The sequence below is a fragment of the Thiosulfativibrio zosterae genome, from assembly GCF_011398155.1.
Lineage (GTDB): Bacteria > Pseudomonadota > Gammaproteobacteria > Thiomicrospirales > Thiomicrospiraceae > Thiosulfativibrio > Thiosulfativibrio zosterae.
The window spans coordinates 169795-182832 of the sequence record NZ_AP021888.1 but is presented as its reverse complement, the minus strand read 5'-3'; the positions used below and the strand labels follow the sequence as shown (position 1 = coordinate 182832).

Below are 13038 nucleotides of genomic sequence, written 5' to 3'. Positions count from 1 at the left end.
ACATCTCAAGTTAATCAGTCGTCAAAATTTTCATATAAAGGATCACAATCATCCCTGTCAACAGGTTCTAAACGCTGGGCGTTTAAATCTACCAAATAATCCACCAAGGCTTCTGCAGACATTGCCTTGCCCAAATAAGGCCCTTGCCCCCATTGACAATGCTGGCTTTGCATAAAATGCCACTGGTCGTTTGAATAAATTTGCGTGGCAATTAAAGTTTTATTTAATTGATATGCAAATGCCAAAATGGCCGCTGCCAATTGGGTATTTTCATGCATTGGCACCCGTCGCCCGTGACTTAAGTTACGCAAGCCTAAGTCTCCCACCTTAATGGCAGCAAATGGCAAGCGCGCCAACTGCAACAAAGACACGCCCTGCAAGCCAAATTGCTCAAGCACCACTTGTACCCCAAGTTCGTTCAACGCATGAATCCGCTGCGCCACATCCATCGAACTGTGATTTAGACTGCTTTCATCCAACTGCAAAATTAACAATTGCGGATCGACTTCACTTTCATGAAGTGCAGTTTCTACAAAATCGACAAAACTCTTTTGGCGAAAATGAATACCCGGCACACTGACTGCCATAGGCACAAAAAGACTCGACTGACTCAAACTCTGCTGAACTTCTAAAGCGGCTTGGAGCTGCCATTCGCTAAATTGCACCCCCAAAATAGACTGACTCAACACCGGCAACAAACTTTCCCAGTCTTGCCCCAACAAATCTAAGGATTGCTGGCATACCTGTACCTCCAGCGCAAACAGCTTGGTTTCGGCCGCATTAATAATGGGTTCAAACTGCAACTTAAGCTCATCGGCCTCCAGTGCTTCACGCAGACTTTGTTCCATGTGAAACTTTCTTTGCGCTTCTTGACCCAGAGCTTGCGAGAAAAACATCCATTGTTGGCGGCCGTTATGTTTAGCACGGTACATTGCCAAATCGGCTTTCTGCAACAAGGCTTCTGCCGTTTGGGCATCCTGCGGGCCCATCGCAACACCAATCGAACCGCCAATTTCAACCACGCCTTGCGGAATCTCAAATGGCAGCGCCAGCGCATTTAAAAGGGTTTGCGCGATGCGCTCCACCGCTTGAATGGCGGTCACCTCTTTTAACAACACCACAAATTCATCACCGCCAATGCGCGCTAAGGTATCTTGCTTACGCAGCAATGACTGCAATCGTTGCGCGACTTCAATCAATACTGCATCACCGGCTTGGTGCCCTAAAGAGTCGTTAATGGGTTTAAATCTGTCTAAATCAATGAATAAAACCGCCAGTCCAGAGGGCGAGCGTTGCAATTCTGTTAACGATTGTTGAAGCCGGTCTAAAAATAATTGGCGATTGGGTAGTTGCGTTAGAGGATCAAGTTGAGCGGACCTAGACGACAGCAATTCATGCAAAGGCGTTTGCATTAAAGTCGATTCTGACTGCTGATAAAATTGGCAAGCGGCTGCGTTTGCCGCTAATATAAGGTCTGAACGAGGGTCTACTCGCAACTCAGGACGATTTTCTAAAGGCATGTGACTCGACAACTCTTCGTTTAGCACCATCTTTTCTTCTTGTTATTAGCAGTCATTGAATTAGTTACGGGTTATTTTACGCCAAAAATATTTGCAAGACTTCATTCAAGTAAGTCTTACCCTGCTGCGTTAAGTGCAACACGCCCTCATCAATACTTGCCCAACCTTTGCTTTGCATCTCATCCAATTGCACCTGACACATCTCCAGAGGCAAGCCGGTACGCTGTTCAAACAAACTCAAAGCAAAACCCGCTTGCAATCTAAGCGTGTTGAGCATAAATTCAAACACCACTTCATCTTCCGCCACTGGCGTGGTGCGTCCGAGCTTGCCTTGTTGAATCATGTCCACATAACCACCGGGCGAAGCTGGCATTTGGGTGCGGCTAATCACCCCCAACGCCATGTCGGTGATTTTGCCATGCGCACCTGCGCCCAAACCAATATAGTCACCAAACTGCCAATAATTCAAATTATGACGGCAATTCTGACCAGGCCTGGTGAATCCTGACACCTCATAATGCTCAAAACCGGCCTCTTTAAGGCGTGCTTGGCAAGCCAACTGCATGTCCCAACTCAAATCATCCTCGGGCAATACCGGTGGGTTTTTATAAAATGGGGTATTCGGTTCCAAGGTCAGTTGGTAATGCGACAAATGCGGTGGCGCAAAACTCAAGGCCATTTCGATATCCGCCAAGGCTTCTTCAAGCGTTTGATTAGGCAGTGCAAACATCAAATCCAAATTAAAATTTTTAAAGCCAGCATCTTTGGCGGCTTGAATGGCTTTTTGTGCCTCACCAGAAGAATGAATGCGTCCTAAGGATTTGAGCTTGGTATCGTCAAAACTTTGAATCCCCATCGACAAACGATTAATGCCTGCCTCGCGAAAACCCGCAAATTTTTCATAATCGACTGTGCCCGGATTCGCTTCCAGCGTAATTTCAATGTCCGGCCTAAACCCCAACAAAGCGCGCGCTTGCGACATAAAACGCTCTAACCCCGCTTGCGACATTAAACTCGGCGTGCCACCGCCAAAAAAAATACTATGAATCGGTCGCCCCCAAATGCTGGGCAAAGTTTGCTCTAACTGACGCAATAAGGCATCAATATAAGCGGCTTCATCGTTTTGACCCAGGGTGTGCGAGTTAAAGTCACAATAGGGACATTTTTGCACGCACCAAGGGTAGTGAACATAAAGGCTAAGCGGGATGGGCTGGCTAAATTGCATGGTTAAAAGTCTTTGAAATCATTCTTTTCATCAAGTCGTCAAATGGGTCTGCTAAGATAGCATAACTTGATTTAATTTTGGGAAAAGCCATGAAATCCGATTGTTTATACATCGCCGCACGCGAACGCCACGCCGGTAGTTTAGCCATCTCGTTAGGCTTAATGAGTTTGCTACGCCAACAATATGAAAAGGTCGCTTTCTTTCGCCCTTTAGTGATTGATGCCGAAGATGCTGACTGCCATTATATGAAAGAAGTCTTCGACTTTGAAATGCCCTTGGAACGGATGGTGGGCATGACCCTTTCGGATGCGACTGAACTGCTCAGCCAAAATAAAAAACATGAGCTGTTTGAAAACCTCATCATCGCCTATCAACAACTGCAAAAAGAACATGATTTTGTCATGGTGCATGGCATGGATTTAACACGCCATGCCAGTGTCATTGACTTTGACATCAACACCGAACTGAGCAAGCATTTTAATGCGCCGTTTGTGGCGGTGCTCAATGCCCACGAAAAATCAGAGGACGAGGTTCACAAAGAAATCGAAATGGAAATTCACAGTGCCGAACAAAGCGGCGTGAGTTTATTTGCGATTTTTGCCAACCAAGTCAGCCACATGCTTTCGCCCGAAGACTGCCAAACGGTTTCCGAGCAATGGCCTGTGCCGGTTTTTTATCTGCCTTATTTACAAGACCTCAACACCCCCACCGTAAAAGAAGTGTGCCAAGCACTGGACGGCAAACTCCTGCTTAATGCCGAGGCGCCGCTTAATCGTTTGGTCAAACGCCCCACCGTGGCGGCCATGACGGTGGAAAACTATTTAACCCGTGTTAAAGAAGGTGATCTGATCATAGTGCCTGGCGATCGCACCGACATTCTCACTGCGTCTGTGATGAGTATTTATTCGCGCAATTTGCCCAATATTGCTGGCATTTTTCTCACCGGCGGGCTGATTCCGTCCAAAATCATTATGGATTTATTGGAAGGTTTTCAGGCCACTGACATTCCCGTGGTATCGGTTGAAGCCGACACCTATCCCAGCGCCATGCGCGCCCATGCGGTGCGCGCCCATTTGTTTGCCGAAAACGAGGGGAAAAACCATTTGGCATTAGGGTTGTTTGATCAGTATGTTAAAAAAGACTGTTTGCTGGCCAAGTTTGTCACCAGCCAGAAAAAAGTCACCACACCGATTATGTTTGAATACAGCTTGTTTGAGCGTGCCAAACAAGATTTGCAAACCATTGTCTTGCCCGAGTCCAAAGATGAACGCATTCTACGCGCCTGCGAAATTCTGTTGCGCCGCCAAGTGGTTAACCCCATTTTGCTGGGCAAAGCTGACGAAATTCACTATCAATGCAATTTGCTCGGCATTAACCTAGACGGCATTACCATTATCGACCCAGATACCAGCGAATGGAAAGGTGCGTTTATTAATGAGTTTTACGAAATGCGTAAAGCCAAAGGCATGACCTTGGACTTAGCCCGTGACTCTATGGCGCATGTGAGTTACTTTGCCACCATGATGGTTTACAAAGGCTTGGCCGACGGCATGGTTTCTGGTGCCACCCACACCACCGCCGACACGGTGCGCCCTGCATTACAAATCATCAAAACGCAACCGGGTATCTCGCTGGTGTCCAGCGTTTTTTTTATGTGCTTTAATACCAGAGTTTTGGTGTATGGCGATTGTGCGGTCAATCAAAACCCCAATGCTGACCAACTCTCAGAAATCGCCATCAGCTCTGCACTCACCGCGTTGCAATTTGGCATAGAACCCAAAGTGGCTTTATTGTCTTATTCCACCGGCGAATCTGGGCATGGCGACGAAGTCGATAAAGTCAGAACCGCTGCCCAACTGGCGCACCAAAAACGCCCCGACTTAGAAATTGAGGGCCCGCTGCAATATGATGCGGCCATTGATGCGGAAGTCGCGCGTCAAAAAATGCCCAACAGCACGGTTGCCGGACAAGCCACGGTATTTGTCTTCCCCGATTTAAACACCGGTAACAACACCTATAAAGCGGTACAACGCGCCTCGGGGGCGATTGCCATTGGCCCTGTTTTACAGGGACTTAACAAACCGGTCAACGATTTGAGTCGTGGTTGCACCGTTGACGACATCGTTAATACGGTGGCCATCACTGCCATTCAAGCCCAACAAATGGAGCAACCCTCATGAAAATTCTTGTCCTAAATGCTGGCAGTTCATCCCTTAAATACAGCCTATTTGTGGGCGCCGATTCCCACCTTGCGCTGCATGGTTTGATTGAACATCTTGGCGAAACACCTCACGAAGTCACCGGCATCACCAAAACCCATGCGGATGCCCTGCTAGAAGTGGAAGCACAACTCTTAGAAGCTGGATTAGTCAAACACTTAGGAGATTGTGATGCCGTGAGCCATCGTGTGGTGCATGGCGGCGAAGCTTTTCATGAGGCGACCTTGGTCAATGAAACCGTGATGCAAGCTATTGATGACCTAAGCCAGCTTGCGCCCTTGCATAATCCAGCAAACCTGTTGCCCATGCGAATTTTGGCCGAAAAATACCCAGGCCTGGTGCAAATTGCCGTGTTTGACACGGCTTTTCATCATACTTTGCCAGACTATGCGTTTCATTATGCACTTCCCAAAGACCTGTACGAACAACACCAAATTCGCCGTTATGGTTTTCATGGCACCAGTCATCAATACATCGCCAAAACCTTGGCCGATATTTTAGAACTGCCAGATGATGAAGTGCATTTGATATCGCTGCATTTGGGCAATGGCGCCAGTGTTTGTGCCATTGAACACGGCGAAAGCATCGATACCAGCATGGGTTTTACCCCGCTTGAAGGCTTGGTGATGGGCACACGCACGGGCGATCTTGACCCTGCGATTCCGTTATATTTAATTCGCCAACTCGGCTACAGCGCCGCTGAAGTAGACCATCTGCTTAACAAAGAAAGTGGCTTAAAAGGTCTGTGCGGATTTAATGATATGCGTGATGTCATTGATGCGGCCAATGCCGGAGATGGCGATGCCCAGATGGCGTTAGATTTATTTACCTACCGAATCAACAAAATTGCCGGCAGTTATTTGGCGGTGATGGACGAAGTAGATGCACTGGTGTTTACCGGTGGTATCGGTGAGCATGCACCCATGGTGCGCGAGATGATTTTAAATGGCTTCTCAACGCGCTTGGGCATCGAAATTGATTACGCAGCCAACGAAACTGCCAGAGGCATGACTTGCATCACACTCCCCAGCAGTCGCATACAAGCTTGGGTCATTCCAACCGATGAAGAGTTCGAAATTGCCCAACAAACCCTGGATGTTTTGCAGGGTTAAAACCTGCTTTAAAACTCAAAAAAAGCCCCAAAATTAACCAGCGGTAACATTTGAGGCTTTTTATGGCTAAAAGACTAAGCCGTGGTATTGATATTTTTACCCAAATTGTCGGGCAAGCCTTGTGATGTAGGCGGGGTTGGCAAACTGTTGATTAAAGCAAGCGCACCTTCCGTTTGCACATCCATGGCTTTTTTAAGCATGCTGACTTGAACATTTTGTTGTGCATAGACTTCTTGCTGCGCCAGAGCTGCGTTAACCGCGCCATTTGCTGAGATTTCCATATTGGACTCCTTTCAGTAACCTGCTACATAACTTAATTTTCACATTAAGCACTTCAGGTTATTTTTAATAAAAACTTTCCAGTTAGGATAACGGCCAAGTTTGCTAAAACTTAAGTCCAATTTGTGCCTTTGGCAAACGCATCCATTTGGTGTTAATATGTGAAAATTATAGTGCGCTAAGCTGTCCTAGATTAACCCATACGATGAGCAATTCCGTGATTAAACCTCGTGCTTTTGGCAATTTATTACTTATAAAACTCGCGCTCATCAGTTTTGCGTCGATTTTCGTTGCCATAGCTGTGACTGGCGCAACGGTTTTCGCGATTATGGGCACGGTTGTCAAAAATGACATCAAACAAATTCAATGGCTTTCGGCCAAAGAAATTGATGATCATTTAGCCACTGGCTGGACACCCACCAATGTCGCCGCCCTGTTTCATCATTTAAATGTTGCCTATCCTGAACACAACTTTGCGTTAATCAAATCCCCAACGCGCGATCAAAATGAGCGTGAAAAACTGTCTTCCAATATGAAGAACTTGCTTAATCAAATTGAAACTCAGCAAACGCACCTGACTGAAATCAGCCTAATGAAAGGCAGTATTGTGGGCGGCACTCCGATATTTTTTGAATCAAAATGTCTCAAGTGTCATCAAGGCACCGCTAAATTAGGCGAATATGCCGGCACACTGCTTTTTAACACCCCCATGTCTGGCTATAAAATCTCGCTGGGTACGGGCATTTTATTTATGGTCGTCTTTCTGTTGAGTTTTTTATTGTTAGCGTCATTACTGCTAAAACATTTCTTGGAAAACACCATTACTCAACCGCTAAAACTGATTTCTAATCAGCTAGGTACCATTCGTTTAGATGAACAACTAGAATGGCAGCGTAACCCGCATGCCATCTTAGAAATTGATGATATTGATGCGGCTATCCATACCAATATTGCGCAATTTAAAAATATCTACGACAAACTCGATGCGGTTCAAGTCACCGAACATGAAACAGGCTTCTTCTTAGCCAATCACTTTAATGAAGCCTTAAAATTTGAAATCTATCGGTGTCAGCGTTATCAACATCAATTCTCGCTCATCACCATCAAATTGCACAGCATTGAAGATTTAGATAAAACGCAAAATCGCACCATGCAACAAAAGTTGCTGACCTTTTCACAGTTAGTACGCGAACACATTCGTAACTCTGATATGCCCTTTAGAATTTCAGAAAACCTATTTGTGTTACTAGCGCCTGAAATGGATGAAGCGACCGTGGTCGAGTTCCACAAAAAACTCATCAATCGCTTTTGCGACCCTGACTGTCAAAATGATGTGAAATTGGCTTATAACATTACCGTCGGCTATGCGACTTATCCAGATGATGCGATTGAAAGCAAAGGATTAACCAGAGCGGCTTTAGAACGCATGGGCAAATAACCCTAGCAGCAACTTAGTGTTAAGTTAGGTTAAATAGGCTTAAGCTTAAGAGTTGAGTAAGTTTCTTTGCCTAGATATCTGCGTTAGGATTTCTTTTCCAGCTGCAAAATGGCTTCTTTGTAAGTCAGCGCAGCGCGCCCTTCTTCCCCTTCTGCCTCGTAGCATTTTGCGAGCGCATGAAAAGTTTCTAACTCGGCTCGCAACTTTAAACTCTGCTTTAAAAAATGCTGACCTTGACCCCATAATTGGCTCATACAAGCCAAACGACCAAGCGTTAAAAATAACACCGGATTTTCCGGTTGGGATTTTAACCAGGTTTCTGCCTTTTTAAGGCGTTCAAACGCAGGCCCTAAGGTAATGCGACCATATTGGTAAACCAATCGATCATCCCAGTGTTTGCGCAGATTTTTTTCAATGGCTTGTGCCAAGCCCACTTCTTGCCCCCAGCCCAAACGCTTTTCAACATACTCCGCCAATACCGCTGGCGACTGTTGAACCGCAGAAGACAGACTGCTCCAGAGCGCTTCTAAAGCTTCCACAGAAGTGGCATTCATTAACTTACCTGACACCAATCTTTCTTCTAAGGCTTGAATCTCTAACTTAGGCAAGGCGCCGATTTTTTTTAATTTGGGCAATAATTGTTCAACCTGCGCCCAGTCATTTAGGGTTTCGCAAACGCCTGCGTATTCTTTGAGTAATAATCGATGACTGGGATTTTGCTCATGCAATTCCGCCAAAATGGCTTGGGCAATTTCTGGCTGTTTGTCGCTGAGCAAGCGGCTCTCGACCAACCCAATCGTTATATATTCATCTGGGAAACGACGGCGCGCTTCAGCCAAATATTGTTCTCGGCGGTCATAAGCGGCTTGATTATGCGCCATTTTGGCGGCATTTAAATAGTGTACCAACCCAACTTGTGAGGTTTTTGCCGAACGCAGTAACTGACGCTCGGCAGTTTTCCAATCTCCATACTCTAACGCCAACATGCCTTGCGCCATAGACGACTCCGCCTTGCTGTAAAGTTTGATTTGGCGACGACGACGCCAAAAGGCTGGAAAACCGATTAAGTTCATCACCAAACGCACCACAAAATAGCTGAGCACAAAAACCACCAAAAAAACTGCTAAGGCAAAGGTCATGGAGGTTTCTATGACCCAATCTTGCCAAACCATCGACACTTGGCCATTGTCCAAAAGTGCCAGACTGGTCACTAGGGTTGCCACAAAAAGTGCTAAGCCCCATTTGGTTAAATGACTCATAATGCATTCACCACGCTTAAGGGTTGTAGTGCTTTAAATTGCACAGACTCATAGGGCTGTAATAAGCTGTCTAATTCTGCCTGGTTTGATGTTGGCCAATACTGGCTAACATAGGTATTGAGTTGCGTTAAGGCCTGCTGCTTTTTGATTTCAGAGCCAGATTGCATTGCCCAATCCAACTGCTCTACCCACAAATAAGCACGCTGTAACAACACATCTTGCATCAGGCTTTGCTCAACACGCGTGAGGTCTTGATCAGATTCGCGCTTTTTAACGGTAAATACCGATGCAAATGCCTGTTGCAAACGCTGCCAGGGCGAAAGTGTTTCTGGGGTTTGAATGTTTGATTCTTCTGACAGCGGCATTTTTAGCGCTGTGTTTTCTGGGTTCGCCGCCTGTTTTTGTTGCGACTGTTTTGACAACCAGACTTTTAAGGCACTAGATGCCTCAGGTTTCCATAGCGCAGTAGCCATTGTTGTATTCAGATTATCTAAACGCGCCAAGTCTTCTCCGATAAGACGCATCAAGTGCATTTTTTGTGAAAAATCACTTAAGCCCGCCGCCTGTTCTAAGGCCTGCAAACGCTGTTGGGTTTGGACAATATTGCCCGCTAATAACCATTGCGTGTTGATTTCTAAAATCCACTTTTGCAACTGCATTTCACTTAAGGGGTCCGTTTTTTCAGGTGCTTTTTGCGCTAACTGCTGGTCTTTGAAGGCAAATAAATCTGTCAGCTGTTGCCCCATTGATTGCAGACGCTGTTGCACGGCTTCTGGCAGACTCTCATCATTCGGTTTGGCTAAACTTTGATTGGCTAACCAGTCTTGTAAGGTTTTTTGAGCTTCATCCAAAACTGTTTTGGCCTGGCTTTGCGCGGATAAAGAAAAATCAGTGACTTGGCTTTCAAGCGTTTTAAGCTGAGATTTTAAATTTTCTAAATCGGCCTGCGAAACCAAAGGTTTATTTTCTAAAGCCAAGGCAGCCTGTTGTTGCGCCTCTAAAGACTGTTGTAAATCGGATTGTTTGCTTTGCAAGGTTTCTTGCACATGAGATAACTGTGCCACTTGTGATTGCAGTTGATTGATTTGCTCTATCTGCCAATCTTGGTCTTTTTGCTTGAGCCACAACACTAAAATCAGCAACAAAACTGAAAAACCCAAAATCAACTGCAAATAGTCAGAAAACTTTTGGGGTAGCAAGGCACTTAAAACCGAATTTTTCTCAGGGTTTTTTGTTGATTTGGACGCTGCGGACTCCTGATGAAAGGTATCAAAAGGTCTCGAATCCGCGCGTGGCTCTTCGTCCACTAACTGCGCATCCAAAATGCGTCTATTGGCTTTCGGTGTAATGGTTTCACTTTTCATGTTGACTGTCGCCTTTTGCTCCAAACACCTTGATCACTTTAAACATTGCGTCTTTCGCGCAAGTAATCAATGGCATGTAAAATTCCTAAATCGCTTTGAATCGGCACCACTTCAATGGCGCCTATCCAACCCGCTTCGCGGCAATGATTTTTAATGCGCTCACTGAAAACGACGCTTTCTTGTTGCAAAGCCCATTGCCAGGCTTCAGATGCTTCATGCAACTTGATTTGAGATTGAAAGGCATCAAAACTGCCTTGGCTGCTGAATAACAGCATGGGCTCTGGCTGCGTTTGAAACCTTTGCCAAACCTCTGCACACCAAGGGGCTATTTGGCGTTCATATAACGACCAGGCGCACACTTGCGCACCCCGAATTTTCAGTTCATTGGCCAAGGTTTCTCTGCCGCCCAAGCCTTTCAAAATGAGCACTTTAGCATCGCAAAGTGATTGAAAAGCTTCACTGGCCAGTAAACTTTCCGAGTCAAACTGCGCATGCAAGGGTTGTTGAGTTGGCAAACCAGCATTTATTAGCGCTTTGGCAGTGGCTTCACCAATGGCATGAACCCGTGGGGCTGAAGGCATGCTTAATTGCTGTTGCAACGCTGACCATTCTGGCGCTAAGGCTTCAGCAAAATGCTGCACCGCATTGACACTGATAAACACCCAGTGATCAACCCTAAATAAACTCTCTAAAGATAGGCTAGGTTGGCTTGCTGCCTGTTCAGCCGATAACACGCGAGAAGTTTCAAACTGCGGCAACGCCAGTGCGGCGATATGCAAACTGGGACAGCTTAAAGCCAATCCCCCTTGCGAAGCCACTAAGGCGTTTAAGCCATCTGCTTGACGAGCCGGACGGGTATTCAACAAAGTAAAACTGGCCATGCACAGTCCTCGTTTAGTCGTTGTCGGCCAACTTAGCCCTTTGAATGGGTTCCGTAAACCTCTGCCAAAATTTCTGCTGCACCCTGCGACAGTAAATTTTCTGCGACCGCAATACCCAAGGCTTCTGGGTCATCCACAGAACCCATTTGTTCATTTGTTAGCAAGGTTTTGCCATCTAAGGTGCCAACTAGGCCTCTTAAGCGAATGTCATCTTCACCAATCAACTCCGCAAACACCCCAATCGGCACCTGACATCCGCCTTCTAAACGATGGTTCATAGCGCGTTCTGCACGCGTTCGAATCATGGTTTCTGGATGGTTCAACACTTGAATCAAATCCCAAACATCTTGATCTCTTTCAAAGTATTCAATGCCCAGAGTGCCCTGAGTGACGGCGGGCAAACAGACTTCTGGGGCAATTTCATGACGAATACGCTCACCCAACTCTAAACGCTGCAGCCCAGAAGTCGCTAAAACGATGGCATCATATTCACCCGCATCTAACTTACCTAAACGCGTGCCGACATTGCCGCGCAAGTCACGCACATCCAAATCTGGGCGTTGCGCTAGCAGCTGTGCTTTGCGTCGCAAACTGGAAGTGCCTAAAATAGCACCTTGTGGCAAGTCTTCAAAACGCTTAAATCGGTTGGACACAAAGGCATCTGTCGGTGCGTGACGCTCTAAAATGGCGCCCAACGCAAAACCATCGGGTAATTCCATCGGAACATCTTTCATTGAATGCACGGCAATATCTGCATCACCATCCATCATGCGCTCTTCGAGTTCTTTGGTAAACAAACCTTTGCCACCAATTTTAGCCAAAGGTACATCGAGTATTTTGTCGCCTTGGGTGCTCATCGGTAAAAGCTCAACCGTTAGACCTGGGTGGGCTTTTTCTAACTGGGCTTTCACAAATTCCGCTTGCCACATGGCTAAAGGACTTTTACGAGTTGCGATTCTGAGCTTTTTTTTCATAATTCTTCTTTTTTTGAGACCATAGTTGAATCAGACCATTTTACTGAAAGTCATGTGGCATTTGGATTAAAATGTTTTGTAAACAATGACTCCCTGACTAAAAGGAATAAAAATGCTTCAGTTGAGCAAAACTTTTTCACGCTTAATCGGTTTGATTTTGATGTTTGGATTGGGTTCTGTGCAGGCCCAAAGCGGAAAACCTGAAAACGCCTTGCCTGAATTAACCAATCTGCAAGCAGTCGCGCAAGAAGCCAAACAGAAAAACTTGCCGATTATGTTGATGTTTGGCGCAACCTGGTGTGACTTTTGCCATACCTTACGCCACGAAGTCCTTGACCCAATGGAATTAGGAGGCCTGTATCAAGGCAAGTATGTTGTTATGCGCCACATAGTGATTGACCACGAATTGACCATGCCTGGCTTTGATGGCAAACCGCTGAATATGCGAACTTGGTCAGACAATATTCACGCCGACCTAACGCCCACCTTGGTGTTTTTTGATAGCCAAGGCAAAGAAATCGCGCCTCGCATCGTGGGTATTTCAAACTTAGATATGTATGCCGCTTTAATTCATCAGCGTCTAAACCTGGGTTATCAAGCTTTAAATAATCCCATTCGCTTACCCGCCATGCCAGAACAGTTGAAGTAACTTTGTAAACCCTCACCAGGATTGTTGCTGAATTTCAGCCATAAAAGTCTTTATAATATGCCCAATCCTGACCAAATCTTGACTTTTGCCCCTGCAAAAGCACTGTCTTTAAAGAGAA

The 13038-nt window shown here is 45.9% G+C and carries 11 protein-coding genes; 4 read left to right on the top strand and 7 right to left on the bottom strand.

Annotated features, from left to right (window positions below; all coding sequences use genetic code 11):
* Positions 1 to 14 precede the first annotated feature (14 nt).
* Both THMIRH_RS00640 and hemW read right to left on the bottom strand, forming a co-directional pair.
* On the bottom strand, positions 15 to 1550 hold the full coding sequence (locus THMIRH_RS00640; RefSeq protein WP_173289762.1) for a putative bifunctional diguanylate cyclase/phosphodiesterase: 1536 nt from the start codon (positions 1548 to 1550) through the stop codon (positions 15 to 17).
* A gap of 46 nt (positions 1551 to 1596) precedes the next feature.
* Positions 1597 to 2745: a radical SAM family heme chaperone HemW gene (gene hemW / locus THMIRH_RS00635; RefSeq protein WP_173289760.1), complete on the bottom strand. Its 1149-nt coding sequence runs from the start codon at positions 2743 to 2745 to the stop codon at positions 1597 to 1599.
* Positions 2746 to 2834: 89 nt separating this feature from the next.
* Between hemW and pta the strand changes: the two genes are divergently transcribed.
* Positions 2835 to 4925, top strand: coding sequence for a phosphate acetyltransferase (gene pta / locus THMIRH_RS00630; RefSeq protein WP_173289758.1), 2091 nt, complete (start codon positions 2835 to 2837; stop codon positions 4923 to 4925).
* Positions 4922 to 6076, top strand: a complete 1155-nt coding sequence (locus THMIRH_RS00625) for an acetate/propionate family kinase (RefSeq protein ID WP_173289756.1) — start codon at positions 4922 to 4924, stop codon at positions 6074 to 6076. The genes pta and THMIRH_RS00625 overlap by 4 nt, the downstream gene beginning before the upstream one ends.
* Positions 6077 to 6150: 74 nt before the next feature.
* Here the strand turns inward: THMIRH_RS00625 and THMIRH_RS00620 are convergent, their stop codons facing one another.
* Entirely contained in the window at positions 6151 to 6357 is a 207-nt protein-coding gene (locus tag THMIRH_RS00620; protein WP_173289754.1) for a YjfB family protein, read from the bottom strand.
* A gap of 215 nt (positions 6358 to 6572) precedes the next feature.
* On the opposite strand from THMIRH_RS00620, the gene THMIRH_RS00615 reads away from it, so the two are divergent.
* Positions 6573 to 7793, top strand: coding sequence for a diguanylate cyclase domain-containing protein (locus tag THMIRH_RS00615; protein ID WP_173289752.1), 1221 nt, complete (start codon positions 6573 to 6575; stop codon positions 7791 to 7793).
* Positions 7794 to 7876: 83 nt separating this feature from the next.
* Here THMIRH_RS00615 and THMIRH_RS00610 read toward each other — a convergent pair whose 3' ends face one another.
* Genes THMIRH_RS00610 through hemC form a run of 4 tightly spaced genes read right to left on the bottom strand, consistent with a single transcriptional unit; the run spans position 7877 to position 12271 of the window.
* Positions 7877 to 9052 (bottom strand): heme biosynthesis HemY N-terminal domain-containing protein, encoded by a 1176-nt coding sequence (locus THMIRH_RS00610; protein ID WP_173289749.1) that lies wholly within the window; start codon positions 9050 to 9052, stop codon positions 7877 to 7879.
* On the bottom strand, positions 9049 to 10416 hold the full coding sequence (locus THMIRH_RS00605) for a hypothetical protein (protein WP_173289747.1): 1368 nt from the start codon (positions 10414 to 10416) through the stop codon (positions 9049 to 9051). Before THMIRH_RS00605 ends, THMIRH_RS00610 begins: the two co-directional genes overlap by 4 nt.
* A gap of 38 nt (positions 10417 to 10454) precedes the next feature.
* A complete protein-coding gene (locus THMIRH_RS00600; protein ID WP_173289745.1) occupies positions 10455 to 11297 on the bottom strand; it encodes a uroporphyrinogen-III synthase in 843 nt (280 codons plus the stop codon).
* 32 nt (positions 11298 to 11329) lie between these two features.
* On the bottom strand, positions 11330 to 12271 hold the full coding sequence (hemC, locus tag THMIRH_RS00595; RefSeq protein WP_173289743.1) for a hydroxymethylbilane synthase: 942 nt from the start codon (positions 12269 to 12271) through the stop codon (positions 11330 to 11332).
* A gap of 112 nt (positions 12272 to 12383) precedes the next feature.
* On the opposite strand from hemC, the gene THMIRH_RS00590 reads away from it, so the two are divergent.
* Positions 12384 to 12920 (top strand): thioredoxin family protein, encoded by a 537-nt coding sequence (locus tag THMIRH_RS00590; protein WP_173289741.1) that lies wholly within the window; start codon positions 12384 to 12386, stop codon positions 12918 to 12920.
* Positions 12921 to 13038 lie beyond the last annotated feature (118 nt).